The sequence below is a fragment of the Bradyrhizobium sp. AS23.2 genome (assembly GCF_001908185.1).
Taxonomy (GTDB): domain Bacteria; phylum Pseudomonadota; class Alphaproteobacteria; order Rhizobiales; family Xanthobacteraceae; genus Bradyrhizobium.
Window position 1 is genome coordinate 1 of record NZ_LGHM01000159.1, and the last position, 25,057, is coordinate 25,057.

The window sequence follows — 25,057 nt, forward strand, 5'->3', positions numbered from 1 at the left end:
TAGGTCGCTGCCAGGCCTGCCAAGGACAAGGTTTCCTCCTCTTGCGATGTTCGAATCCAAAACGCCGCCTCCGGTAACGGAGGCGGCGTTTTCGTTTATACGCATGAATGCCGCGCCGCCTGCATCTTTCCGTCACGATACGCGTTCAGCATGAGAAGCGAGCGAGCCGCCGGGCTCGTGGTCGCATCCGATTTCCCGCGCTCTCGTTCGGTTGAAGATGATCAGGCGCGAGTTCACGGGCCATTCACGTCGACGCCGGTAATCGGGTTCCGTCCTTGAAACCCGGCAATCAAAATATCCGAGGAGACTTCCATGCCTGCGTTGCTTCGTCCCGCCCTCACCGCGTTCGGCGTCGCGTGCCTTCTGTCCGCAGCATCGCTTGCCTCCTCCGGCACCGCGTTCGCGCAAGCCAAGCAGGCTGCGCCGGCTCAGCAGACCGCGCCCGTGCAAGCACCCACACTCAAGCAGATCGCGCTGACCGACAAGCAACTCGACGGCGTGCTCGCCGCGCAAAAGGACATGGATGTGATCACCGAGAAGCTTCCGGAGAACACCGCGCCCGATCAGAAGGTGATCGCGCAGCTGGACGCCGTCGCCAAGAAGCACGGCTTCGCCAGCTATGACGAGTACGCCAACGTCGTCGACAACGTCAGCCTGGTGCTCGGCGGGTTCGATCCCGCGACCAAGAAATATGTCGGCACCGAATCGGTGATCAAGGCGCAGATCGCGCAGGTCCAGGCCGACAAGAAAATGCCTGCCAAGGACAAGAAGGAAGCGCTCGACGAGCTCAACGAAGCGCTGAAGATCCCGGCGCCCCAGGTCGAGAACAAGGGCAACATCGATCTCGTCGGCAAGTACTACGACAAGCTGGTCGCGGCGCTCGGCGACGATCAGAACTGAACCCCGCTGTCATGCCTCGGCTTGACCGGGGCATCCAGTACGCCGCGGCGGATTTGGTGAGAGCGAGCTCTTCAATATGGGGCTCTGGAATACTGGATCGCCCGCCTTCGCGGGCGATGACACCATTGGAATGGCGCGGCCTCTTGCCCAATCGCGCTGTCGTAATCCTGCCGTCGTTAACGCAAAAGCCCCGGAGCCATCTCCGGGGCTTTCGTCGTTTTCAGGCCAGCTGATCCGTCGTCAGCTCACGTCCGCGTGCGCATCCGCATCATGAAGCTGTCGTAGCTGAGCTCAGCGACCTGCATCCAGGCGAGCGATTCATTCCGGAAAGCGGACAGGCTCGTGTACAGCTTGTTGAAGTGTGGATTGGTCTTGTTGAGATCCGCGTAGATCTCGTTCGCGGCGTGGTAGCAGGCCTCGAGCACTTCCTGCGGGAACGGCTTCAGGATTGCGCCGGCCACCAGCAGACGCTTCAGCGCCGGCGGGTTGACGTAGTCGTATTTGCCGGTGACCCATGTGAACGTATCGCGCGAAGCCATCTCGATCACCGCCTGATAGTGCTTCGGTAGCGCGTTCCACTTGTCGAGATTCATGATGTTGTGGCCTTGGCCCGTGCCTTCCCACCAGCCCGGATAGTAGTAGTATTTTGCGACCTTCACGAAGCCGAGCTTCTCGTCGTCATACGGTCCGACCCATTCGGCCGCATCGATCGTGCCCTTCTCCAGCGCTGGATAGATGTCGCCGCCCGCGATTTGCTGCGGCACGCCGCCGACCTTGGCGATGATCGTGCCGGCGAAGCCGCCGACGCGGAACTTCAATCCCCTGAAATCCTCCATCGACTTGATCTCCTTCCGGAACCAGCCGCCCATCTGCGCGCCGGTCGAGCCGGTCGGGATGCCGATCGCGTTGTATTCCTTCAGAAGGTCGTTGATCATTTCCGTGCCGCCTCCGAACAGCAGCCAGGAAATATGTGCCCGCGTGTTCAGTCCAAACGGCAGCGACGTGCCAAACGTGAAGGCGGGGTTCTTGCCCCAATAATAATACAGCGCCGTGTTGCCCATCTCGACGGTGCCGTTCGACACGGCATCGAGCACCTGCAGGCCCGGGACGATCTCGCCGGCCGCGAACGGCTGAATCTGGAATTTGTTGTCGGTGGCTTCGGCGACGCGCTTGCAGAAATATTCGCAGCCGCCGTAAAGCGTATCGAGCGCCTTCGGCCAGCTCGCGGCGAGCCGCCATCTCACTTCCGGCGCCGACTGCGCAATGGCCGGCGCAGCCACTGCTGTGCTCGCCGCCAGACCGGCGCCTGTCACTTTCAGAAAATCACGACGTTTCATGCGTATCCCTCCGTTGCGCCGATTCCTCGACAAGGGAACGATCTTCGTGTCGTCTTTGCTTCGCCGATAACCGACGTTGGTGTTGTGACGTTGGTGTTGTGACGATGTGAATGTGTCCGAAGGCCCTTCAGGGCTCTTTGTGGATCCCGAGCGTTGCGGTCCCGGTAATCAGGATGACCGGTCACCTTGCGATAATCAAGCGTTGTCAGGCCACTCGCATCTGCGAAGGCCCGGCCTGAAAACGAGAGCCAAACCCACCGCTGTCATGCCCCGGCTTGACCGGGGCATCCAGTACGCAGCGGCGGATGTGGTGAAAGCGTGCTCTCCACGTCGGCCTCTGGAATACTGGATCGCCCGGTCAAGCCGGGCGATGACACCTTTGGAGTGGCGCGAGCCCGCGCCTGACCGCGCTGCCCTTCACGCAAAAAGCCCCGGAGACATCTCCGGGGCTTCGTCGTTTCCGCCCTTCGTCGCCGTTCAGCGCCTCACGTCTTCGTCCGCATCCGGGCCATGAAGCTGTCGTAACTCAGCTCCGCCACCTGCGTCCAAGGCAACGAGTCATTTTTGTAAGCCATCATGCTCGCATACATCTTGCCGAAATGCGGATTGGTCTTGGAGAGATCGGCATAGATCTCGTTGGCGGCGTTGTAGCAGGCCTCGAGCACTTCCTGCGGAAAGCCCTTGAGGATCGCGCCGTTCACGATCAGCCGCTTCAGCGCCGGGGCGTTCACCGCATCGTATTTGCCGGTGATCCAGGTGAAGGTGTCGCGTGACGCCGCATCGATCGCCGCCTGGTAGTGCTTGGGCAGCGCGTTCCACTTCTCCATGTTCATGATGTTGTGGCCCTGGCTCGTGCCTTCCCACCAGCCGGGATAGTAATAGTACTTCGCCACCTTGGCGAAGCCGAGTTTCTCGTCGTCGTAGGGACCGACCCACTCCGCCGCATCGATGGTGCCCTTTTCCAGCGCCGGATAGATGTCTCCGCCCGCGAGCTGCTGCGGCACGCAGCCGAGCTTGGCGAGGATCGTGCCGGCAAAGCCGCCGATCCGCATCTTCAGGCCCTTCAGGTCTTCGGTGGTCTTGATCTCCTTCCTGAACCAGCCGCCCATCTGGGCGCCGGTGGATCCGGTCGGGATGCCGTAGACGTTGTGCTCCTTCAACAGGTCGTTGACGAGATCCTGCCCGCCGCCCCACAGCAGCCAGGAGATCTGCTGGCGCGTGTTCAACCCGAACGGCAGTGCGGTTGCGAACGTGAAGGCGGGGTTCTTGCCCCAATAATAGTAGAGCGCGGTGTTGCCGATCTCGACTGTGCCGTTCGACACGGCGTCGAGCACCTGCAGGCCCGGGACGATTTCACCCGCTGCAAAGGGCTGGATCTGGAATTTGTTGTCGGTGATGTCGGCGACCTGCTTGCAGAAATATTCGCAGCCGCCATAGAGCGTATCGAGCGCCTTCGGCCAGCTCGTGGCGTACCGCCATCTGACCTCGGGTGACGACTGCGCGATCGCGGGCGCAGCCACTGCTGTGCTCGCGGCCAGGCTGACGCCCGTCACCTTCAGGAAATCACGACGTTTCATGCGTATCCCTCCGTTGTGCCGATGCTTCGACCAGGGAACGATCTTGGTGTCGTCTATTCTTCGCCGAGGCTCGACGTTGTTCTGTTGAGGCTTGTTGGACGTTTCCGAACGGCCCTGATGGGCTCTTTTTGTTGGAATTCCGATCATTGCGGTTCCCGCGATGAGGATGACCGGGCGCTTTGCGATAATCAAGCCTCATGCCTTCCTCGCAAGTGCGAACGCTGGCCAGACGCAAGTCGGGGGCATCCGCGATCTGCTACCTGATTGGGCAAAAAAAAAATGGGAGATCGAGCATGGCAAGCAAGAAGGTGGTGGTCGCCGGAGCGACCGGTCTCGTCGGCAACGCCGCGTTGCGACACTTCGGCACATCCGCCCCCTGCGAGGTTGTTGCGCTGTCGCGACGCAAGCCGCGCGACCTCTACGGTGCGCGTCACGTCGCGATCGATCTGACCAGCGAAGCCGATTGCCGCCGTGCCGCAGCCGAGCTGCAGGGCGCCACCCACCTGATCTACGCCGCGCTCTATGAGGCGCCGCAGCTCGTCGATGGCTGGCGCGACCAGCAGCAGATCAAGACCAATGACCTGATGCTGCGCAACCTGATGAGCGCGCTCGAGCCGGTCGCGCCGGACCTTAGGCATGTCGCTCTGTTGCAAGGCACCAAGGCCTACGGCGTCCATGTGCGTCCCCTCACGGTGCCGGCGCGCGAAGGCCGCTCCGAAATGTACGAGCAGCCCAATTTCTACTGGGCCCAGGAAAATTTCCTGCGCGAGCTCCAGACCGGCAAGGCCTGGCATTGGAGCATCTTGCGGCCGGTGCTGATCGTGGGCCTCGCCATGGGCGGCGCGATGGATCTGATTCCGCCGCTCGGCGTCTACGCCGCGATGCTGCGGGAGCAGGGCAGGCCGCTCGACTATCCCGGCGGTGCCGCGCGCGTGTCGCAGGCGGTCGATGTCGATCTGCTGGCGCGCGCGATCGCCTGGTCGGGCGAAGCAAAAGCGGCACAGAACGAAGCCTTCAACGTCACCAATGGCGATGTCTTCACCTGGGAAAACATCTGGCCGGCGGTGGCTGACGCGCTTGGGATGAAGCCCGGCAAGCCGGTGCCGCTGTCGCTCGCGAAGGAGTTTCCAAACTGGGTCGATCCGTGGAACGCGCTACGGCGCAAGCACGGTCTCGTGTCGCCGGGTCTGGCCGAATTCGTCGGCCTCTCGTTCCAATACGCCGATTACAGCATGCGCTACAGCCACGCCGAACCCGGTCCGCCCTCGATCGTCTCGACGGTGAAGATCAACCGCGCCGGCTTCACCGAGATGATGGACACCGAGGACATGTTCCGGAAGTGGTTCAGGCAGGCGAAGCAGGAACGGCTGCTTCCCTAGAAACCGTTGCTACAACGGTGGCGTGCTCCCTCCCGCAAGCGGAAGAGGGGCGCCGAGTTCGCGGTCCGATCATTCAGCAACTGGGGCATGTACTCATAAAGAATCGATGTCTGCTTTCTCGGGAAAAAGCGGAAATGCGCGAAAGGCACGGGAATTTCGCCTTTTGACCCTCAGCAGTCGATTGGCTTGCTCAGGTTCTTGATGAAAGATCCGGCAATGGCGAGCACGGACCCAAAACGGGTACCTCGAACGCGAACGTGACAATGTTATTTCCACGGTTCTGACCGCGGCATACCCCCGATGATCAGGGATTGCGCCGCGAGAACGAAACAGCATATGCAGCGTCGCGGATGTCGATCAGCGGATCATCGGACCGCTCGATTCCATCGGTGAGCTGACCCGGTAGAAACAGCAATCTTTTCTGGACCTCGACACTGTTCTCCGCTGCCCTATCGATCGTCAGCACTCCAAGCTCTACGACCTTACGATCTTCGGGCCAGGGTTTTGTCGGATCTTTCGTGGAATCGTCCGCCGCAGCGAGTTGTGCGTTGAAGTGAAACGTCACCGGTCCCCGCTTCAGACGTTCTGGCAACTCTTCCATCAGGAAGTCCGGTGCCCGTTTCGCCGCGTCGGATTTATCCAGATGAACAATGTTCTCAGGCAGCATCTGATACCGGACTGCCTGCCTCTCACCCGCTTTGTTGACCAAAACGAAGGCGTCAATGCCGAAGTATTCTTCGTCGGCGAAGCTGTCTGGCGTTGCTACAGTGCTGAAGGCGGCAGGAACCGAGGGATGGCTCGCCGCGAACTGTTCGAATTTCGTCGGCTTGGTAGCATTGGGCGGGCTGTCCGCCAGTGCCATTAGCAGGTCGCGAAACTCTTCGCCTGTAGACACAGGGAAGAACTTGAGGGAATTGATCACAATGTCGGTGTCACTGCCGTCTGGCAGATGGAACTTCACCGCCATGCCGTGCGGATTGGCATTTTCGGCCCCATCCGGTAGGTTTGGCACCCCCCGTCGAGTCTGAGAAGCGTACCGTCACAGCGATCGTAGCGCCGCTGAATAGGGCCGCACGGCTTAGCCCTGTTGCTTCCGGGGATGCCTTGAAACTGCCTTCGACCACAAGGCCTTTGGCATGATTAGCCCGGAATCCGGGATGTACCCCGAACACCTGGTTCATTGCATTGATGAGCTGCTCCTCAATGGGCTGGTCCTGCGCCAGTGCAACCACGGGCAAGGCAAAACCCAACCCAACCAGCGCAGCAACGGCTTTGCTGTTTCTCATGGGATGCCCTCCTATGTAAGGCGCAAGCAAGTATAGCACCAAAAGGGCGGGCTCTGTGCCAGTTCAGTCTCGGCATGAGTCAGTCAGCCCGAGCGCACTTCCTTGGCTGGCCCCGGGGTGCTGTTCACGCGGGCGCGATCTCTCTTCGGTAAGCATCATTGAATCGCATACTCAGGCTGGCGCTTATCTCGCCAAGATTCTCGAAATGCCGGGCGCCTCCCGATCGTCCAAGTCACCAAGGTGGAGATGGTAATCAATCTGAAGGCCACCTGGGCTCTAAGAATTGCGGTGCCCTCTCTTTGACCGGATGCAAAGCAGAACGGATGGCCCGACGTTCAATGCAGCCTCACCCCCTCCACCCGGCCTTACGCAGACCGTCGACGAGATGCGCGTGGTCTTCTGGACGAAACCACGGAGCTCTGTTGCGGACATACATCTCGAATGCCCCCGGTGCGCGCGAGACAGCCTTTTCCAGCTCTTCCTTCGCTTCCGCTGTGCGGCCAAGCTGGCCCAGCGCCGCCGCGGACCAGCGGTAGATCATCGGAAAATCGGGATACGACCGGATCAGACGTTTTGCGGCCTCGATCGAAGCCTCATATTCGCCACAGAAATACAAACCGCACGCACTGTGCAGCAAGCGGACTGCCAGATAGGGGTCGCGGGGATCGAGCCTGATACACGCGTTGAGAGCAGTGACCCCCTCCTTGGGCCGTCCGGCAAAGATCAGCGTTGCGCCTCGATGGCCATGCGCGATCGCCAGATTTGGACTCATGGAGAGAGCTCGCTCGATCTCCGCCAACGCATCGTCAGCCTCGCCGCGTGCTTGCAAGGCCCAGCCAAGGCACGAACGGGCTTCCGCATCGGCACCATCGAGCGCGACCGCCCGGCGGGCCAAGGCCTCCGCCGAGCGTTGCGCGTCTCGCAGGCCTATCTTCTGGTAGAGCGCGGCCGCTTGCAGCTGGTACAGAGCGAGCGCGCTGTAGCTGCCGCCGAAGGTCGGGTCGAGATCGATCGCCTCTCTGAAGAATTTCTCTGCGGTCTCATCGTCGTCTGCGGTCGCTTTGCTGAGATGCCACAGGCCGCGCTGATAGGCTGCCCAGGCATCAAGGCTCCCCGGTGGCCTGCGCATGGCGCGTCGGAGCTCGGCGTCTGCAATGGCGGGGGCGAGCGCAGTCGTCAGCGCTTCGGTAAGCTCATCCTGCACGGCGAAAACATCCGCAAGATCGCGGTCGTAGCGCTCGGCCCACACATGATTGCTGGTCGCCGCCTCTATGAGCTGCGCGGTCACGCGGATCCGGCTGCCGGCCTTGCGCACGCTACCTTCGAGCACGTAGCGGACGCCGAGCTCGCGCCCGACCTGTCTCACATCAACCGCTCGCCCTTTGTAAGTGAACGACGAGTTCCGCGCGATGACGAACAACGAGGGATAGCGCGATAGCGCCGTGATCACATCTTCGGCTATACCGTCGGAGACGAATTCCTGCTCGGGGTCGCCGCTCATATTGGTCAGCGGCAGCACGGCGACAGACGGTTTGTCAGGCAACGCAAGCGCCGGAACCTCGCGTTTAGGCGTCGCAGTCCGCGGGCCGGCGTCGATGATGATGCGGTAAACGTGGACAGGCCGGGCGATGTTCTTCAGAGTTTGCTCGCCCGCTTCCTCGACGTCGAAAGGCACCTTGTCGCGCGCGTGATTGAAGACAGTCTGAGAGATACAGATGCCCCCGGGTTCGGCGATGCTCTCGAGCCGCGCCGCGATGTTGACGCCGTCTCCAAAGATATCATGGGCTTCGACGATGATGTCGCCAATATTGAGCCCCACACGGAAGAGAATGCGCCTGTCTTCCGCATCGTCGCTGGTAAGTTCGTTGATGCGGGACTGGAACTGCATGGCAGCCCGCACCGCTTCGACCGCACTTGGAAACTCCGCCAAAAACCCGTCGCCGGTGTTCTTAACGATGCGGCCGCCGTGCTGCGCAATCGCGGGCTCGACACCTCCGGCGAGGAGTGCCGTCAGCTTGGCGTGGGTCGCCTCTTCGTCATTGTGCATGAGCCGAGAATAGCCAGCCACGTCGGCGGCCAAGATCGCCGATAATCTACGCTCGACTCGGACCCGCTCTTGCACCATGGCCCGCACCATGGCCCACCAACCCACCGATATTCTACGACGGATCAGACCGCAGCACCAAACGGGCTCTTACGGTCGTTGCCGCTAAGTTGAAACGCGTCAGCCGCACTGACCGAGGTTTGTCTGGGATTTGGAAAGAGCGCGAATGCGCGCCGCCTTAAATGCCTGCATCACAGTTGGGTTACGGGCCTTGTGATCCTGATTGTGAGGCTATGGTAATCATCATGCAAACTAACCCAATTGCGCGAGGCGCGCGACTTCCGGTTCTGCGCCCCTAAGCGGACATGACCAAGCGCGCCTCGCATGTCCGCTCAGGAGCGCAAACGGATCTCGCCGCGTCCGAAGCTGAAACGATAGATTTATGAGTACACGCCCTAACCCTCCTTCACGAACGCACCTTCCATCGCCTTGCGCGTCTTGATCGTCTCGTTGTTGGCGTCGAATTCGACGTCGCTCCAGCGCACGATCTCGCCATGGGCGACGTCGTGCTTGAGCTTGAGGCGATGCGCCAGACCAATCGGCAGGGCGCTCGCCTTCAGGCTCGCGGCCGCCGGCACCAGCTTGCCCCACACCGTGTAGCCGCCTTCGCCGTCCAGCATCTCGCCGGCGCGCAAGTTTCGCTTTGCCACGGCGGCGACGTCGCCGCGGAAGCCATAGGGCTGTCCGGTCGGCTCACCCCGTAGCGCGGCCGATAGCACCGAGATGTTCAGCTCGAGCCCGATCAGGTGGTACGGCTTGTACATCGCGGCGAAGCGTCCGCTGGCGTCGGTCTTGAGGCCGTATTGCTTGAAGCAATCCGCGGCGTAGTCGTTCGGTGCCTCCAGCACGACGTACACGCCCCAGCGCAGGTCGCGAAACACCGGGCGGCCGTCGCGCTCGAGCGAGGAGACCACCTCCACCACGCCGGATCGTTCCAGCACGCCGCCCTTGTCGCGCGGCCGCATCACATGCGGCAGGTCGTCGACACCGCAGGGCGGAAACAGCAGCCCGCTCGCGGGAACGTCGAGGCTGCAGGCATTGGCAATCGCGGCCATCTCGATCGCCGATTTGGTGCCGTCGAGGAAGGAGTTGAACATCTGCGGATTCATGCCGGCAGACTGCGCTTCGCCGGCGGTCAGGCCGTAGTGCTGCCAGACGCCGTCGGGCGTCACGTCGTGATAGGCCGGCAGATACTTTGTGCCTTTGCCGGCAGCGACGACACGAAAGCCTGTGGCACGGGCCCAGTCGACCATCTCCGCCGTCAGCGCCGGCTGGTCGCCATAGGCGAGCGAATAGACCACACCCGCCTTGCGCGCCTCTTCGGCGAGCAGGGGGCCCGCCAGCACGTCGGCCTCGACATTGACCATCACGACATGCTTGCCCGCCGCGATCGCGGCGCGCGCGTGGCGGATGCCGACCGCGGGATTGCCGGTCGCTTCCACCACCACATCCATTGCGCCGCCGGCAATCGCGCGCGCGCCGTCATCGGTGAACACGGTCGCGGCGATGCGCGCATCGTCCCAGCCGACCGTACGGCAGGCCTCGCGCGCGCGGTCGCGGTCGATGTCGACGATGATGGGCACTTCCAGCCCCGGCGTGTGCGGCACCTGCGCGAGGAACATCGAGCCGAATTTGCCGGCGCCGATCAGCGCGACACGGACGGGTTTGCCGGCGGACGCGCGGGCTTGGAGGAGGCGGAAGAGGTTCATGGGGATATCCGATAAGTATCGTGTCCCGGACGCGGTGCAGCACGCCAGTGATACGCCGCAGAGCCGGGACCCAGTGTAAGGGAGTTACGCGCGGCGTGGGCCCCGGCTCAGCAGCGCATCGTCGAAGAGACGCTGCGCTGCGTCCGGGGCACGAGAGTCTCTTACTCCGCCGCCTGCCGCGGTGCACGTGCAAGCCGCACCAGTGCGTCGTCGTCCACCCTCTTGATCGGCGCGAAGTCGCGATGCGCGATATACTCCGGCCGCGTCGGGTTTCGGATGTAGTTCGAGACCGCGTTCAGCGTCAGGTACACGATCTTGCGCGGATAGGGCGTGATGTTGCCGGCCGAGCCGTGCACGAGATTGCCGTGGAACATCAGCATGCCGCCGGGCTTGCCGGTCGGCGCCACGATGCCGCCCTGCTTGACGAGCCGCGTCACCGTGTCCTCGTCCAGCGTCCACAGCGGATAGGACGTGGTGGCAAGGTCGTGCGAGGCTTCGAGATCGCCGGCATTCTGGCTGCGCGGCACCAGCATCAGCGGACCGTTGATCGGCATCACCTCGTCGAGGAAGATCGCGATGTTCATTGCGCGCGGCTCCGGCATGCCATCGTCGCGCTTCCAGGTGCCGTAATCCTGGTGCCACTGCCAGACGTCGCCGGTAAAGGCCGATTTCGCGTTGATCTTGAACTGATGCATATAGACCGGCTCGCCGAACACCTGCTCGACCGGTTCGATCATGCGCGGATGCGCGCCGAGGATGCCGAAGGCCGCGTTGTAGAGATGCGCGGCAAACGCCGTGCGGGGTGCGCCGCTCTTCTCGCGCCAGACCTCGGGCCGGTTGGCGTCATAAATGCCGACCGCCTCCCGCGCGAGGAAGTCGACTTCCTCCTGGTTGAACAGTTCGGGCAGGAACAGCCAGCCCTCGCGGTGGAAGAACTCCAATTGCTCCTGAGACAGTTTCAAGGGTCGTCCTCCTGTTGTTTGGTTTTTGTCATTCCGGGGCACGCGAAGCGTGAGCCCGGAATCCATTTATCCGCAGTCTCTGTGGCCCGATGGATTCTCTGATGCGCAATTGCGCATCATAGTTCACGCTTCGCGTGCCCCGGAATGACGGCGTTGGCGGCTACGCCGCCGCCTCTTCCGTCGCCCTCAATCTCTCCTCAGTCATTCGTCCCGCCGTCTGCGCATGCGCCAGCGCTGCGCGTTCGGCTGCCTTCGCGTCACCTGCAAGGATGTGGCCCGCGATCGTCGCATGCTCGGCCCAGGCGTTGCCGCGATAATCGAGCTCCGACAGCACCGTCGCCATCGAGCGGCGCATGTGCGGCCATTGCGGCGCGATCGTCTCTTCGATCACGGGATTGCCGGCGAGCTGATAGATCGCGCGGTGAAAGTCGACATCGAGCACGATGAGCTCGGCGAGCGATGTCTTGTGGTCGATGTGGCGTCCGGCGGTGAGCGCCGCGTCGAGCCGCGCACGTCCGGCCGCGTCGCTTGCGGCGCGCATCGCTGCGAGCCTGGCAGCGAGCGCATCGATGGCGCCACGCACCTCGTAGAGCTGGCGGATGCGGGAGGCGTCGAGCTGGGTGACCTCAAAGCCGCGACGGCCGCTCTCGGCGACGAGCCCCTGCCGGTGCAACAGATGCAGCGCATGCGACACCGGCTGGCGTGACACGCCGAGCTTGTCGGCGAGCTCGTTCTGCCGGATGCGCTGGCCGGGCTGCAGCGTGCAATCGGAAATCGCCTCCAGGATCCGTGCATAGACCTGGTCGATCAGGTTCGGAAGCGGGTCGAGGGGGATCACGCCGGCAGCTCCGAGGAGAAAAAAGGAATACGGAATTCCGTATTCGAAGATATCGCGGGAGGGGGAGGACGTCAAGACATGCTTCGAGGCCCGCTCAAGCGGCCTTTTTGAGCCTCTCTAAGCCGTTGATATTACTAGGCTCGTCTACTGTGCATGGGGTTGTTTTCGCCAAAATGGCTTGGCCCGCGCCGGACGCCCTACTTCTTCTTCCCCTGCTCGATCAGCATCCGGCTCATCAGATAGAGCCGCGGCACGATCGAGTTGGTGTCGATGAATTCATCGCGCGCGTGATAGCCGAAGCCGGCGAGGCCAAAGCTCTCGACCACGATCGCCTTGCCGCTGCGGTTGGCGTAGCCGGCATCGGTGGCGCCGCCGGTCATCTCGACGAGGTCGAGCTTGCGGTCGATCTCGGCATAGATCGCCTGTCCCTCCTGCGCCAGCGCGCGGCCGCGATCGCTGGCGACGAACGGCGGGCGTCCCGCCGTGATCGTCACCGTGGTTTCTGTCTCGGGAACGAGCTTCTCTTTCAGCTTCGCGTCGAGCGCCGCCTGCAATTTGGCGATGCCATCGGGAATGGTGAGGCGGATGTCGGCGCCGGCCTCGGCCTTTTCCGGGATCTGGTTGCGCACGGTGCCCGCTTGCGCGGTGGTCCAGTTGAGCTGCGTGCCTGGGATCGACTTGGCGACGTCCCTGGTTTGCACCAATTGGTGCGCGAGCTCGATCAGCGCGTTGCGGCCGAGATCGGGCGCGGCGCCGGCATGCGATGCGCGGCCCTTCACCTCCATCTTTGCGGTCGCGGTGCCGCTAGCCCCGAGCAGCAGCGCGTCATTCTTCGCCACCGGAGAGGCCGCCGTCGGCTCGCAGGAGAGCACGACGTCATGCTGGTCGGCGAGCTCTGCGATGATCTCGCCCGATCCGATCGAGCCGACTTCCTCATCCGGGTTGAACGAGACGGTAAGCTTCGCATAGTCCTTCCAGCCCGCGTCCCTCAAGATCTTGAGCGCGTGCAGCACCACCGCGATGCCGCCCTTGTCGTCGGCGATGCCGGGGCCAAAGATGCGGTTGCCATCGACATGATACGGCTCGGTCGCGAGGATGCCGCGCTGATAGACCGTGTCCATATGCGCGATCAGCATCAGTTTTCGCGACCCCGTGCCCTGGAACGTGGCGATCACCATATCGGCGCGTGTACCCGCGATGGTCTTGCGCCGCTCGGTCGTGGCGCCGAGCGCCTTCAGTCGTGCTTCCGTGAAGTCGGCCATGTTCTTCAGCCCTTCGGCATCGCCGCTGCCGCTCTCGATCAGCACCATGTCGTGCAGCGTTTCGATCAGCGGCGCCTTCTCCTGCTCGGCGGCGGCTTTCAACTTTTCGTCGGCGGCCGCAAACGCGGTCGTGCTGCCGGCGACAAGGCCGAGCAAGGACAGAGCGAGCAGGGGCAAAGCGAGCAGGGAAACGTAGCGGGCTTTCATGAGGCATCCTTTCGCGTCTTGAGCGCCGGCACCGCGCGCGATTGGACAGAAACGTAGCATCGGGACAGTCCGGATGCCACGCTGCTCTAGCGCTCCAGCACCTCCACATCGAGCGTCGCAATCTGCTCGGCATCGGCCGTTGCCTCGATCGCGGCGATGCGCTCGCCTTTGAAGGTGATGCGCAGCGCGATGCGCAGATGCCCGCCCAGGATGACCGCGACGCCCATCCCGCCATCGACCAGCGCAGTCCGTGCAGCCTGGGCGCGGCCCTTGTAGAGCTGCGCGACCGCATCCGCGCCGCGGATCTCCGGCAGCGTGCCGAGCCGCACCGCGGCCTGGTCGGCACGGAACACGACGTCGGGATCGAGAACGGCCAGCAGTCCTTCGAAATTGCCTTCACGCGAGGCTTTGAGGAAGGCGTCGACGATCCTGCGCTGGCGCGACAGATCCGCCTCGGGCACCGGCGCGCCCTGCACGCGGCGCCGCGCGCGGCTCGCAAGCTGGCGCGAAGCGTCGACCGAGCGGCCGACGATCGGCGCGATCTCCTCGAACGGCACCGCGAACATGTCGTGCAGCACGAAGGCGAGCCGCTCCGCCGGCTGCAATGTCTCCAGCACGACGAGCAGCGCCGCGCCGACGGAATCGGCCATCTCCGCCTCGCGCTCCCGCGACTCGTCGACGGGCTCCGGCACATGCGGGCCCATCGGATCCTCGCGGCGCGATTTTCGGGCGCGCAGCATGTCGAGGCAGATGCGTGCGACCACGGTGGTCAGCCAGCCCCGCAGGTTCGCGACGCCAGACGTATCGCTCCGGCTGAGCCGCAGCCAGGCCTCCTGCACGGCGTCGTCGACCTCGACGCTTGAGCCCAGCATCCGATAGGCGACGGCGCGCAGATGGTCCCGATTGGTCTCGAACTGGCGGGCGAGAAAATTTTCTTCAGTCATCGGTCACATTCCCTCATCGCGATCCGTCATGCCCATGACGAAGCCAATCCGGCGGATGTGACCGGAACCTTCGAAATTCGAGAAACGGAGACGCAAGATGATGCACGCACGCATGAATCACCCGGTCATGGTTCTTCCTGAGGCCATGAATCACCTTCAGTCGCTTGGCAACCTGACCAAGCAGGGCCTTCCGGAAAAGCTCCTGGAACTGGTGCACCTGCGCGCAAGCCAGATCAATGGCTGCAGCGTCTGTGTCGATATGCATCCCAAGATCGCCCGTAGGGCCGGTGAGACCGACGAGCGCCTGTTCGCCGTGTCAGCCTGGCGCGATGCGCCCTATTTCACCGACGCCGAGCGCGCCGCGCTGGCGCTCACCGAAGCCGTCACGCGCCTTGCAGATCGCGAAGATGCGGTGCCGGATGCGATCTGGAACGAGGCCGCCAAGCATTTCGACGAACGCGAGCTCGCATCCCTGATCCTCTCGATCGCGACGATCAACGTCTGGAACCGCCTCAACGCGACGATCAAGATGCCGGTCGGCGTCTGGAAGGTGTGAGGCCCTTTTTCGCCTCTCCCCGCAAGCGGGGCGAGGGAGGTCAACGACGATGCCCTTCTTACGCTCGCCTACTCCGCCAGAAACCTGTTCACCGCCTCGCCGAACTCCAGCGGCGCTTGCTCGAACATCCAGTGGCCGGCATTGGGGATCACCGCCGTCTTGCTGCCTGCGATGTACTCGGCCAGCACACGCCATATCGCCGACAGGCTGCCGGTGGTGGCGCCGCCGCCGATTAGGAGCGTCGGTGTCGCGATCGCCTGCGCGTCCGCGAGCGTATAGGGCCTGCGCTGCTCGTTGATCTGGCCGAGGAAGGTGAGCGCGTTGTCGCGCAGTTGCTGCTTGGCCGCCGCCGGCACCCGCCGCCACGAGCCGTCGCCTTCGATGCCTTCGTAGAAGTTCTGCAGTGCGCCCTCGATGTCGCCGGCATGGATCATCTCGACCGAGCGCGCGGTGCGTGTGGCCAGCGGCGGATGTGCTGGCGTACCTGCGGGGACGGGCAGGCTGGCGTCGAGATCGCCGCCGGGCTCGGCCAGCACCAGCTTGCGCAAGAGATCGGGCCGCACTTGGGCGACACGAAACGCGATGTGGCCGCCGCGCGAATGTCCCATCAGGTCGACCGGCGCGGGCCTGACCTGCTCTAGGAAGGCGATCATGTCGGCGACGTGCTGGGCCATCTTGTAGTCGTCGCCGACGGCGTCCCAATGTTCAGGGAAGAAATGTCGCAGGCTGACCGAGATGACACGATGGGATTTCGACAGTGGCCCGAGCACCGAATACCAGGTGCGGAAATCGCCGAGCGTGCCATGCACGCAGACCAGCGGAGGGCCGTCTCCGACTTCGAGATAGGCCATGTCGTAACCGTTGACGCGAAAGCTCTGCATGGTCAGCTCGCCAGGAAATCCAACACCACTTCGGAGTATTTCTGCGGCGCTTGCTCGAACATCGGGTGCGTCGCGTTCGGGATGATCGCCGTCTTGGAGTAGGGCACATGCGCGGCGAGCGCATGCAGCACCTTCGGCAGCAGGCCCTTGGTCCGCGCGCCCAGGATGAACAGCGTCGGCATCTTGATCGACTCCGCATCCGCTTTCGAGAAGGGCGGGCGATTGTCGCGAACCTGGCCGATCAGGGTGTAGGCGTTGTCGCGCAGATTCTGCTTCACCATCGCCGGCAGCCGCGGCCAGGTGCCGGCCCCTTCCAGCGTGTCCACGAAGACGGCGAGGCCGCCGTCGACATCGCCGGCCGCGATCTTCTCGGCCGAAGCGGTGAAGTGCGCCAGCAGCGGCGAGGGGCCGCCGACATAGTCGGGATCGAGGCTCGCATCGAGCTCGCCGCCAGGTTCGGCCAGGATCAGCCGCCGCAACAGCTCCGGCCGCCGCTGGGCCACGCGGAAACAGATGTGTCCGCCCCGGGAATGGCCCATCAGGTCGACCGGGCCGAGATCGAGTTTCTCGATGAAGGTGATGACGTCATCGACATGCTGGGCGATGGAGTAGGTATCGCCGACGCCGTCCCATCGCGCCGGGAAGAAGTGTCGCAGGCTGACCGAGATCAGCCGGTGCCGCTGCGTCAGCGGCCCGAGCACGCAGCCCCAGACGCGGAAGTCGGACAGCGAGCCGTGCACGCAGACCAGCGGCGGGCCGCCTTTGGCTTCGCCCACGTCGAGATAGGGCATGTCGTATCCGTTGACTTGGAGGCTTTGCATTCTGGGCTCGCGAGAGTGGACAGGAACTCCTGTGCAAGATTCCCGGAAACCGGGTGGATCGCAACTATTTCCAAGCCTAGATATGGCGGGAGATCACAATTGGGGGCATGCGTCGAGGACGAGAGGCAAGGAACCAAGCCATGACCGACCAGCATTTTGCCCTGTTCGACACCAGGATCGGCCTGTGCGCCATCGCCTGGGGCCCGCGCGGCATCAACGGCACGCAACTGCCGATGGGCGGCGAGGAGAAGATCCGCACCCGCATCAGCCAGCGTCGTCACGCTGACGCCAGCGAGGCCGAGCCAACCGTCGAGGTACAGCAGGCGATCGACCGCATCACAAAACTGCTCGCGGGCGAGCCGGATGACCTCACCGACATCCCACTCGATCTCGACGGCGTGCCCGACTTCAACCGCGGCGTCTACGAGATCGCCCGCACCATCCCGCCCGGCAAGACGATCACCTATGGCGACATCGCCAAGCAACTCGGCGGCGTCCAGCTGTCGCGCGACGTCGGCCAGGCACTCGGCCGCAACCCGTGCCCGATCGTCGTGCCCTGCCATCGCGTGCTGGCGGCCGGCAACAAGCCCGGCGGCTTCTCGGCGAATGGCGGCGTGGTGACCAAGCTGAAGATGCTCGAGATCGAAGGCGCGCTGGTGAACCACACGCCGAGCTTGTTTGAATGAGCATGCTTGCACGGGGGTGCGTAGGGTGGGTTAGCGAAGCGTAACCCACCACTTCCCTCTCCACGCAGACAGTAAGGAGGTGGGTTACGCCTTCGGCTAATCCACCCTACGATTCCAGCATCGCGGCTAAATCTTCGCCGCCGTCTTCGGCCAATACTTGTCGCGCAGATGGCGCTTCACCAGCTTGCCGGTGGGGGTGCGCGGCAGCTCGGCCTCGAAATCGATCGAGCGTGGGCACTTGATCGCGGAAAGGCGCGTCTTGCAGTAGGCGATCAGGTCGGCCTCGAGCGCCTTGCCTGCACGCTTCATGTCGTGCGGCTGCACTACCGCCTTCACCTCTTCGCCCATCTCCTCGTTCGGCACGCCGAACACGGCGACGTCGGCGATCTCGGGGTGGGTGATGAGCACATCCTCGGTCTCCTGCGGGTAGATGTTCACCCCGCCCGAGATGATCATGTAGGACTTGCGATCGGTGAGAAAGAGGAAGCCGTCCTTGTCGAGATAGCCGACGTCGCCGAGCGTCGACCAGCCCTTTGCGTTGTAGGCCTTCTTCGTCTTCTCGGGATCGTTGTGATAGGTGAAAACAGGCGCATCGGCGAAATAGACTGTGCCGATTTCGCCCGTCGGCGGCTCCTCGTCGTTCTCGTCCAGGATCTTGATCTTGCCGACCACGGCGCGGCCGACGCTGCCGCGATGTTCAAGCCACTGCTGCGAGTTGCAGACGGTGACGCCGTTGCCTTCCGAGCCCGCGTAATACTCGATCAGGATCGGTCCCCACCACTCGATCATCTTGGCCTTGACCTCGATCGGGCAGGGTGCGGCGGCGTGGATCGCGCCTTTCAGCGTCGAGACGTTGTACTTCGCGCGGATCTCGTCCGGCAGCTTCAGCATGCGCACGAACATGGTCGGCACGAGCTGGGACTGCGTGACCTTGTATTTCTCGACCAGCTTCAGGAAATCCTCGGCGTCGAAATGATCCATGATGATGGAGGTACCGCCAAGCACGATCGCCATCATGTTGAAGCGCAGGGGAGCTGCATGATAGAGCGGCGCCGGTGAAAGGTAGGTGCTTTCGGCGTTCATGCCGCACATGTCGGCGCAGAGCACGCGCAGGAAGGCGTTGGGCACGTCGATGGGATTGCCCTCGAACGCCTTCTTGACGCCCTTGGGGCGGCCAGTGGTGCCCGACGAATACAGCATGTCGTAGCCCGCGACCTCGTCGGCGATCGGCGTCGCCGGCTGGCTTGCTGCTTCCTTGTCGTAGGAGCGGAAGCCGGGCAGCGGCTCGTCGACCATGTAGAAGATCGGTTCGCCCGCGGTACCCTTGATCAGACCCTTGATCTGGTCAGCGCATTTCGGCGTCGTGATCACGACCTTGGCGCCGCAATCGCCGATGATGTAGTCGATCTCGTCCTGCTTCAGGTAACGGCTGATCGCGGTGTAATAGAGTCCGCTCCGTTGCGCGGCCCAGCAGATCTCCATGAACGCTAGGCGGTTCTCCATCAGCAGCGCGATATGGTCGCCGGCCTTGAGCCCGAGCGAGCGGAAGAGCTGCGCGCCCTGGTTCGAGAGTTCGTCGAGCTCGCGATAGGTGATCGCCTTGCCGGTCCCGGCCATCTGGTAGGCGATCTTGTCGGGCGTGGTCTTCGCGTAGACGGACGGATGGGTCATGGCGTTTCCTCAAAAAAAGAGGCGAGCGGTGAATGACGACGGGGGCGGATACCGCTCCCTATCGCCACTCACCACTCGCCATTCGTTCTTCGCTTTTCTTCTTACAGCCGTTCGACGATCGTCACGTTGGCCATGCCGCCGCCTTCGCACATGGTCTGGAGGCCGTAGCGCTTGCCGCGCTGATGCAGGGCGTGGACCAGCGTCGTCATCAGCTTGGTGCCGGAGCCGCCGAGGGGATGACCGAGCGCGATGGCGCCGCCATTGACGTTGAGGCGGGCCGGATCGGCGCCGGTGGTCTTCAGCCACGCGGTCGGCACCGAGGCGAAGGCCTCGTTGACCTCGAACAGGTCGATGTCGCCGATCTTCATGCCGGCCTTCTCCAGCGCGCGCTTGGTGGCGGGCAGCGGCGCTTCCAGCATGATCACGGGGTCGCCGCCGATCATGGTCATATGGTGGATGCGCGCGAGCGGCTTGACGCCGAGCTGCTTGAGGCCGCGCTCGTTGACCACCATGACGCCGGAGGCGCCGTCGCAGATCTGGCTGGCGCTTGCCGCGGTGAGCTTGCCATTCTCGGCGATCAGCTTGACGCCCTTGATACCTTCGATCGTGGCGTCGAACCGGATGCCTTCATCGATGTGGTGGGTGTCCTTGGAGCCGTCGGCGCGGGTGATCTCGAGTGGCACGATCTCCTTCTTGAAGAGACCGGCCTGCGTCGCCGCGATCGCGCGCTGATGGCTGTTGTAGGAATATTCGTCGAGTTCGTCCTTCGACAGGCCGTACTTCTCGGCCATCATCTCCGCGCCGGTGAACTGGCTGAACACGATGTTCGGATATTTCGCCTCAATGCCCGGGCTCTTGGAATTGCCAAAGCCGTTCTTGGCGGGCAACTGTGAGGACAGGCCCATCGGCACGCGCGTCATCGATTCCACGCCGGCGGCGATCACGACGTCCATCGTGCCGGACATCACGGCTTGTGCCGCGAAGTGCAGCGCCTGCTGCGACGAGCCGCACTGACGGTCGATCGAGGTACCCGGCACGCTCTCCGGCAGCTTCGAGGCCATGATCGCGTTGCGCGCGACGTTGTTCGACTGCTCACCGACCTGCATGACGCAGCCCATGATCACGTCCTCGACCAGGGCGGGATCGGCCTTGGTGCGATCGACCAGCTCGTCCAGCACCTTGGCGGCGAGATCGGCCGGATGCCAGCCGGCGAGGCGGCCCCCCTTGCGCCCGCCTGCGGTACGCGCGGCGGCGACGATGTAAGCCTCGGCCATTTCGGTCTCTCCCATGATTGTTCTGAAGTGGGTTGGGTTGTCGGGGGCGGATTTAAGGGGCGAGATATCGCTTAGTCAATCGATCAATTAACTCTTGTGATGAGGCGCTGCTTCGGCTTATCTGCGGCCCGCTCATGCGGCGAGAACAGGGATCTCCGTGACTACCAGCGTACCGAACAGGCTCCCCAGCGGAAAGAATTCCACGGCAGAGAAATTGCTCGTGGCCGCGAGCGACCTGATGATCGAACGCTGCTCGATCGAGATCTCCCTCTCCGACATCGCCCAGAAGTCCGGCGCCAACGCCGCGCTGGTCAAATATCATTTCGGCAACAAGGAAGGCCTCCTGCTGGCGCTGCTCGCGCGCGACGCCGCGACCGAGATGTCCAATCTTGAATATCTGCTGGTGCAGCCGATCACGCCGACCGCGAAGCTGAAGTTGCATATCGGAGGCGTTATCCGTGCCTATTACCGGTTCCCCTATATGAACCGGCTGATCCACTATCTCCTGCACGAGAGCAGCGCGGGCTCTGCCGACGAAGTCTCGAAGTTCTTCGTCGCGCCGCTTCTGGACTTCCATCGCCGCCTGCTCGCCGAAGGCGTTACCCGCGGCGAGTTCCGCCAGACGGATCCGGTGCTGTTCTACACCAGCCTGATCGGCGCCTGCGATCACCTGTTCTTCGGTCGGCACGCGATGTCCCGCGCGACCGGCGTCGGCCCGGTCACCGATGAAGTCTGCCGGCAATACATCAAACACATGGAAACGCAGATCTGCGGCGGCATCCTCACGCAAGCCGAGGAGGCTGCCGCGGTTGGATAATCCGGCCGAAACGCTTCGAGTCCAGAGAAGAAACGCCCAAGGAAAGGTAGCTTACGATGCAGTTGAAGGATGTAGCCGTTCTGATCACCGGCGGTGGTTCGGGCCTCGGTGCCGCGACCGCCCGCGCCATGGCCGCCAAGGGCGCCAAGATCGGCGTGATTGACCAGAGCAAGGAAAACGCTGAGAAGGTCGCCGCCGAAGTGAAGGGCGTCGCGCTTCATGCCGACGTCACTAGCGAAGAGCAGATCAAGGCGGCGATCGCGAAGGCGGAAGCCGCGCATGGCGTCGCCCGCGTGCTGATGAACTGCGCCGGCATCGGCGGCTCGCAGCGTATTGTTGGCCGCGACGGCGTCTATCCGCTCGAAAAGTTCGCGCGCATTATCAACGTCAACCTGATCGGCACGTTCAACTGCCTGCGGCTGTTCGCCGAGCGCCTCGCCACGATCGAGCCGATCGGTGAAGAGCGCGGCGTCATCGTCAACACCGCCTCGGTTGCGGCCTATGAGGGCCAGATCGGCCAGATCGCTTATTCGGCGTCGAAGGGCGGCGTCGTCGGCCTCACCCTGCCGGCCGCGCGCGACCTCGCCAGCCAGAAGATCCGCGTCAACACCATCGCGCCCGGCCTGTTCTTCACGCCGCTGCTGATGGGCCTGAACGAGGAGGCCCGCAAGAGCCTCGGCGCCCAGGTGCCGCATCCCTCGCGCCTCGGCGATGCCAACGAATACGGCGCGCTCGCCGTGCACATCGTCGAGAACCCGATGCTCAACGGCGAGACCATCCGTCTCGACGGTGCCATCCGCATGGCTCCGCGGTAACTCCGCTGATCTTCCCTTCTCCCCTTGTGGGAGAAGGTGCCTTGCCGAAGGCAACGCGGATGAGGGGTCTGCATCCGCGGAGACAGACCCCTCACCCAAGCGAGTATGTGGCTAGCGATATACACGCCCTCTCCCACAAGGGGAGAGGGCACAGCAATCGGCGCCGCGACTAGCGGTGCGCACGAGGCCCTCATGTCCCAACCGCTGCTGATCGAGCACGACGACGGCGTCGACCGGGTGACGCTCAATCGTCCTGACAGCCTCAACGCGCTTGATCCCGCGCTGATCGACGCGCTCAACGTTTACTTCCAGGGCCTCCAGCGCAATCGCGACACGCGCGTGGTGGTGTTGAAGGGCGCCGGCAAGAATTTTTGCGCGGGTCTCAATCTCAAGGCCGCGATGCAGCGTCGCGCGGGCCAGCAGGAGCCGCCCGGTGTGACGGAGTCGCTGGACTCGCAACGGCGCATCGCCGACATCGTGATGCTGATGCGGCGTTGTCCGCAGCCGATCCTGGCGCTAGTGCAAGGCGCGGCGGCCGGCGGTGGTTTTGCGCTGGCGCTTGCGTCCGACATCCGCATCGCGACGAAGTCGGCGCGGATGAACTGTGCCTTCATCAAGCTCGGCCTCGGCGGCTGCGACATCGGTACCAGCTATTTCCTGCCGCGGCTCGTCGGCGTGTCCGTCGCCTCCGAGCTGATCCTTACCGGGCGCTTCATCGGCGCCGAGCGCGCGCTCGCGGTCGGGCTCGTTTCGGAGGTCGTTGACGAGGACAAGCTCGATGACGCCGCCGAGCCTTATGTCGATGCGATGATGACCGCGTCGCCTGTGGGCCTGCGCTTGTCCAAGGAATGTCTCAACATGAGCGTCGATGCCGGATCGCTGGAAGCGGCGATCGCGATGGAGGACCGCAACCAGGTCCTGTGCAGCCGCTCCGAGGAATTTTCGGAAGGCATCAGGGCCTTCCTTGAGAAGCGAAAGCCTGTCTATATCAGGCGCTGAACGACAAAGATCCGCAAAGGACAATAATTCCGGGAGACGCAAAATGAGTGGAAGTGCGGCGGCGGTGATGTCAAAGCCCGCCTTTCGCAAGGTCGAGTGGCTCAAGCGCGACATCGACGTCGAACGCCGCGGCGACGGCACGGTGGTGCTGAAGTCGCGCATTCCGCTGCAAGCTTACGAGAAGCACCTTCCGGCCTCGCTCGCGAAATGGGCGAAGGAAGCACCCGAACGCATCTGGCTCGCGCAGCGCGGCGGACCGAATCGCGAATGGCGCAAGATCTCCTACGGCGAAGCCAAGCGCACCGTGGATGCGCTGACGCAGGCACTTCTCAGTCTCAAGCTCGACGGCCGTCCGGTGACGATCCTTTCCGGCAATTCGATCGAGCACGCGCTGATGACGCAGGCCGCGATGCAGGCGCGCTCACCGGCTGCACCGGTGTCGCCAGCCTACTCCTTGATGAGCCATGATCACGTCAAGCTGAAATACCTCTTCGATCTGGTCAAGCCGGCCGTGGTGATGGTGCAGGATGGGCCGACCTTCGAGAAGGCGCTGAAGGCGCTCGATCTCACCGGTGTCACCGTGATCCACGTCGCGCGTCCCTGCGACGGCATCAAGAGCGCCAGCTTCGCCGAGCTCGCCGCGACACCGGTGACGAAGGACGTCGAGGATTCGATCGCCAAGATAACGCCTGACACCGTCGGCAAGCTGCTGTTCACGTCAGGCTCGACCGGCATGCCAAAGGCCGTCATCAACACACAAAGCATGATGTGCGCCAACGCGGCGATGATGATGCAGGTGCGGCCGCGCACGCCGGGTGGGCCGCTGCCGGCCATGCTGGACTGGATGCCCTGGAATCACACCATGGGCGGCAACGCGGCGTTCCATCCCATCCTTGTCGATGGCGGCACGCTCTATATCGACGACGGCCGGCCGATGCCGGGCCAGTTCGACGAGACCCTGCGCAATCTGCGCGAGATTTCGCCGACCTATTATGCCAACGTGCCGGCGGGCTATGCCGCGCTCGCGGCCGCGATGGAGAAGGACGACGCGCTCTGCCGCTCCTTCTTCAAGAACCTTTCGATCATGGCCTATGGCGGCGCGCGCCTGCCCGACGATCTCTACGACCGCATGCAGGCGCTGGCGGTGAAGACCACCGGCGAGCGCATCGTGTTCTACACGGGGTGGGGCTCGACGGAGACCGCGCCGACCTCGACCGGCACCTATTGGGACACCGAGCGCGTCGGCTTGATCGGCCTGCCGTTCCCCGGCGTCGAATTGAAGATGGTGCCGTGCGGCTCGAAATACGAGCTGCGCCTGCGTGGCGTCAACGTCACGCCCGGCTATTTCGGCCAGCCTGATCTCACGAAGAAGATGTTCGACGAGGAAGGCTTCTACTGCATCGGTGACGCCGGCATCTTCGTCGACGACACCGATCCGGTGAAGGGCATCATCTTTGCCGGCCGGGTGGTGGAAGACTTCAAGCTCACCACCGGCACGTTCGTGCATGTCGGCTCGCTCCGTACCGACGCGATCGCCGCCGCGACGCCCGTCGTGCATGACGCGCTGGTCGCCGGCCAGGATCAATGCTCCATTGGCCTGCTTGCCTGGCCGAACCTGCATGCCTGCCGCCAGCTCGTCGGCAATTCCGAGCTGAGCTTTGAGGAGGCGGTGAAGCATCCCGAGGTGATCGCCTGTCTCAGGCGTGGACTGGAAGCTCATAACAAGGAGTGCGAAGGCGCGAGCAGCCGCATCATCGCGCGCGCGATGCTGATGGTCGAGCCGCCCTCGATCGACGGCAACGAGCTCACCGACAAGGGCTACATCAACCAGCGCGCCGGCCTCGAGCGCCGCGCCGCGCTGGTGGGGCGCCTCTATGCCGACAAGCCGGATCAGGATGTGATCGTGCTGCGATGAACACGCAACTCTCTCCCATAGTCATTCCGGGATGGCCCGAAGGGCCAGGCCCGGAATCCATAACCCCGGCTCGTGGTTATGGATTCTCAGATGCGCAATTGCGCATCATAGCTCGCG

At 63.5% G+C, this 25,057-nt stretch carries 20 protein-coding genes and 1 pseudogene; 8 read left to right on the forward strand and 13 right to left on the reverse strand.

The window, feature by feature from the left end; translation table 11 throughout:
• Window positions 1–312 precede the first annotated feature (312 nt).
• Window positions 313–900 (forward strand): hypothetical protein, encoded by a 588-nt coding sequence (locus AC630_RS31400; RefSeq protein WP_074122339.1) that lies wholly within the window; start codon window positions 313–315, stop codon window positions 898–900.
• A gap of 245 nt (window positions 901–1,145) precedes the next feature.
• Here AC630_RS31400 and AC630_RS31405 read toward each other — a convergent pair whose 3' ends face one another.
• Both AC630_RS31405 and AC630_RS31410 read right to left on the reverse strand, forming a co-directional pair.
• On the reverse strand, window positions 1,146–2,237 hold the full coding sequence (locus AC630_RS31405) for a TRAP transporter substrate-binding protein (RefSeq protein WP_074122340.1): 1,092 nt from the start codon (window positions 2,235–2,237) through the stop codon (window positions 1,146–1,148).
• 485 nt (window positions 2,238–2,722) lie between these two features.
• Complete coding sequence (locus AC630_RS31410; RefSeq protein ID WP_074122341.1) at window positions 2,723–3,814, reverse strand: TRAP transporter substrate-binding protein; 1,092 nt, start codon at window positions 3,812–3,814, stop codon at window positions 2,723–2,725.
• Between the two features lie 293 nt (window positions 3,815–4,107).
• Between AC630_RS31410 and AC630_RS31415 the strand changes: the two genes are divergently transcribed.
• Window positions 4,108–5,193 carry an SDR family oxidoreductase gene (locus tag AC630_RS31415; protein WP_074122342.1) on the forward strand — a complete coding sequence of 362 codons (1,086 nt, stop codon included), beginning with the start codon at window positions 4,108–4,110 and terminating at the stop codon, window positions 5,191–5,193.
• A 304-nt stretch (window positions 5,194–5,497) separates the two neighbouring features.
• Here the strand turns inward: AC630_RS31415 and AC630_RS31420 are convergent.
• The 7 genes and pseudogenes from AC630_RS31420 to AC630_RS31450 form a co-directional block, all read right to left on the reverse strand.
• Window positions 5,498–6,479, reverse strand: a pseudogene (locus AC630_RS31420) (catalase family peroxidase).
• A gap of 346 nt (window positions 6,480–6,825) precedes the next feature.
• Window positions 6,826–8,616 carry an adenylate/guanylate cyclase domain-containing protein gene (locus AC630_RS31425; RefSeq protein ID WP_083636456.1) on the reverse strand — a complete coding sequence of 597 codons (1,791 nt, stop codon included), beginning with the start codon at window positions 8,614–8,616 and terminating at the stop codon, window positions 6,826–6,828.
• 362 nt (window positions 8,617–8,978) lie between these two features.
• On the reverse strand, window positions 8,979–10,292 hold the full coding sequence (locus AC630_RS31430; RefSeq protein ID WP_074122343.1) for an NAD(P)H-dependent oxidoreductase: 1,314 nt from the start codon (window positions 10,290–10,292) through the stop codon (window positions 8,979–8,981).
• A gap of 161 nt (window positions 10,293–10,453) precedes the next feature.
• Window positions 10,454–11,254, reverse strand: a complete 801-nt coding sequence (locus AC630_RS31435) for a phytanoyl-CoA dioxygenase family protein (RefSeq protein ID WP_074122344.1) — start codon at window positions 11,252–11,254, stop codon at window positions 10,454–10,456.
• 160 nt (window positions 11,255–11,414) lie between these two features.
• Window positions 11,415–12,092, reverse strand: coding sequence for a GntR family transcriptional regulator (locus AC630_RS31440; protein WP_074122356.1), 678 nt, complete (start codon window positions 12,090–12,092; stop codon window positions 11,415–11,417).
• Window positions 12,093–12,289: 197 nt separating this feature from the next.
• Window positions 12,290–13,561: a M20/M25/M40 family metallo-hydrolase gene (locus tag AC630_RS31445; RefSeq protein WP_074122345.1), complete on the reverse strand. Its 1,272-nt coding sequence runs from the start codon at window positions 13,559–13,561 to the stop codon at window positions 12,290–12,292.
• A gap of 86 nt (window positions 13,562–13,647) precedes the next feature.
• On the reverse strand, window positions 13,648–14,505 hold the full coding sequence (locus AC630_RS31450) for a sigma-70 family RNA polymerase sigma factor (protein WP_074122346.1): 858 nt from the start codon (window positions 14,503–14,505) through the stop codon (window positions 13,648–13,650).
• A gap of 100 nt (window positions 14,506–14,605) precedes the next feature.
• On the opposite strand from AC630_RS31450, the gene AC630_RS31455 reads away from it, so the two are divergent.
• Window positions 14,606–15,061 carry a carboxymuconolactone decarboxylase family protein gene (locus tag AC630_RS31455; protein ID WP_074122357.1) on the forward strand — a complete coding sequence of 152 codons (456 nt, stop codon included), beginning with the start codon at window positions 14,606–14,608 and terminating at the stop codon, window positions 15,059–15,061.
• Window positions 15,062–15,129: 68 nt separating this feature from the next.
• Here AC630_RS31455 and AC630_RS31460 read toward each other — a convergent pair whose 3' ends face one another.
• Together AC630_RS31460 and AC630_RS31465 are read right to left on the reverse strand one after the other, a co-directional pair.
• Complete coding sequence (locus tag AC630_RS31460; RefSeq protein WP_074122347.1) at window positions 15,130–15,942, reverse strand: alpha/beta fold hydrolase; 813 nt, start codon at window positions 15,940–15,942, stop codon at window positions 15,130–15,132.
• A 2-nt stretch (window positions 15,943–15,944) separates the two neighbouring features.
• Window positions 15,945–16,763: an alpha/beta fold hydrolase gene (locus AC630_RS31465; RefSeq protein WP_074122348.1), complete on the reverse strand. Its 819-nt coding sequence runs from the start codon at window positions 16,761–16,763 to the stop codon at window positions 15,945–15,947.
• A gap of 140 nt (window positions 16,764–16,903) precedes the next feature.
• Between AC630_RS31465 and AC630_RS31470 the strand changes: the two genes are divergently transcribed.
• Window positions 16,904–17,449: a methylated-DNA--[protein]-cysteine S-methyltransferase gene (locus AC630_RS31470; protein WP_074122349.1), complete on the forward strand. Its 546-nt coding sequence runs from the start codon at window positions 16,904–16,906 to the stop codon at window positions 17,447–17,449.
• A 126-nt stretch (window positions 17,450–17,575) separates the two neighbouring features.
• Here AC630_RS31470 and AC630_RS31475 read toward each other — a convergent pair whose 3' ends face one another.
• Complete coding sequence (locus tag AC630_RS31475) at window positions 17,576–19,120, reverse strand: acyl-CoA synthetase (protein ID WP_074122350.1); 1,545 nt, start codon at window positions 19,118–19,120, stop codon at window positions 17,576–17,578.
• A gap of 101 nt (window positions 19,121–19,221) precedes the next feature.
• Window positions 19,222–20,394 (reverse strand): acetyl-CoA C-acetyltransferase, encoded by a 1,173-nt coding sequence (locus AC630_RS31480; protein WP_074122358.1) that lies wholly within the window; start codon window positions 20,392–20,394, stop codon window positions 19,222–19,224.
• A 214-nt stretch (window positions 20,395–20,608) separates the two neighbouring features.
• Here AC630_RS31480 and AC630_RS31485 point away from each other — a divergent pair, with 214 nt between their 5' ends.
• From AC630_RS31485 to AC630_RS31500, 4 genes are all read left to right on the forward strand, one after another.
• Window positions 20,609–21,211 carry a TetR family transcriptional regulator gene (locus AC630_RS31485; RefSeq protein WP_074122351.1) on the forward strand — a complete coding sequence of 201 codons (603 nt, stop codon included), beginning with the start codon at window positions 20,609–20,611 and terminating at the stop codon, window positions 21,209–21,211.
• A gap of 56 nt (window positions 21,212–21,267) precedes the next feature.
• Window positions 21,268–22,026 carry an SDR family NAD(P)-dependent oxidoreductase gene (locus AC630_RS31490; protein ID WP_074122352.1) on the forward strand — a complete coding sequence of 253 codons (759 nt, stop codon included), beginning with the start codon at window positions 21,268–21,270 and terminating at the stop codon, window positions 22,024–22,026.
• A 192-nt stretch (window positions 22,027–22,218) separates the two neighbouring features.
• Window positions 22,219–23,025: an enoyl-CoA hydratase/isomerase family protein gene (locus tag AC630_RS31495; protein ID WP_074122353.1), complete on the forward strand. Its 807-nt coding sequence runs from the start codon at window positions 22,219–22,221 to the stop codon at window positions 23,023–23,025.
• 43 nt (window positions 23,026–23,068) lie between these two features.
• The gene (locus AC630_RS31500) at window positions 23,069–24,940 is read left to right on the forward strand and encodes an AMP-binding protein (RefSeq protein WP_074122354.1); all 1,872 of its coding nucleotides are present in this window, start codon (window positions 23,069–23,071) and stop codon (window positions 24,938–24,940) included.
• Window positions 24,941–25,057 lie beyond the last annotated feature (117 nt).

Excerpts from the sequence above, each read along its gene's own strand:
- AC630_RS31495 (WP_074122353.1), top strand. The coding sequence starts at position 22,219 with ATGTCCCAACCGCTGCTGATCGAGCACGACGACGGCGTCGACCGGGTG.
- AC630_RS31470 (WP_074122349.1), top strand. The coding sequence starts at position 16,904 with ATGACCGACCAGCATTTTGCCCTGTTCGACACCAGGATCGGCCTGTGC.
- AC630_RS31450 (WP_074122346.1), bottom strand. The coding sequence starts at position 14,505 with ATGACTGAAGAAAATTTTCTCGCCCGCCAGTTCGAGACCAATCGGGAC.
- AC630_RS31425 (WP_083636456.1), bottom strand. The coding sequence starts at position 8,616 with ATGGTGCGGGCCATGGTGCAAGAGCGGGTCCGAGTCGAGCGTAGATTA.
- AC630_RS31490 (WP_074122352.1), top strand. The coding sequence starts at position 21,268 with ATGCAGTTGAAGGATGTAGCCGTTCTGATCACCGGCGGTGGTTCGGGC.
- AC630_RS31465 (WP_074122348.1), bottom strand. The coding sequence starts at position 16,763 with ATGCAAAGCCTCCAAGTCAACGGATACGACATGCCCTATCTCGACGTG.
- AC630_RS31400 (WP_074122339.1), top strand. The coding sequence starts at position 313 with ATGCCTGCGTTGCTTCGTCCCGCCCTCACCGCGTTCGGCGTCGCGTGC.
- AC630_RS31475 (WP_074122350.1), bottom strand. The coding sequence starts at position 19,120 with ATGACCCATCCGTCCGTCTACGCGAAGACCACGCCCGACAAGATCGCC.
- AC630_RS31445 (WP_074122345.1), bottom strand. The coding sequence starts at position 13,561 with ATGAAAGCCCGCTACGTTTCCCTGCTCGCTTTGCCCCTGCTCGCTCTG.
- AC630_RS31430 (WP_074122343.1), bottom strand. The coding sequence starts at position 10,292 with ATGAACCTCTTCCGCCTCCTCCAAGCCCGCGCGTCCGCCGGCAAACCC.
- AC630_RS31405 (WP_074122340.1), bottom strand. The coding sequence starts at position 2,237 with ATGAAACGTCGTGATTTTCTGAAAGTGACAGGCGCCGGTCTGGCGGCG.
- AC630_RS31500 (WP_074122354.1), top strand. The coding sequence starts at position 23,069 with ATGAGTGGAAGTGCGGCGGCGGTGATGTCAAAGCCCGCCTTTCGCAAG.
- AC630_RS31460 (WP_074122347.1), bottom strand. The coding sequence starts at position 15,942 with ATGCAGAGCTTTCGCGTCAACGGTTACGACATGGCCTATCTCGAAGTC.
- AC630_RS31410 (WP_074122341.1), bottom strand. The coding sequence starts at position 3,814 with ATGAAACGTCGTGATTTCCTGAAGGTGACGGGCGTCAGCCTGGCCGCG.
- AC630_RS31415 (WP_074122342.1), top strand. The coding sequence starts at position 4,108 with ATGGCAAGCAAGAAGGTGGTGGTCGCCGGAGCGACCGGTCTCGTCGGC.
- AC630_RS31455 (WP_074122357.1), top strand. The coding sequence starts at position 14,606 with ATGCACGCACGCATGAATCACCCGGTCATGGTTCTTCCTGAGGCCATG.
- AC630_RS31480 (WP_074122358.1), bottom strand. The coding sequence starts at position 20,394 with ATGGCCGAGGCTTACATCGTCGCCGCCGCGCGTACCGCAGGCGGGCGC.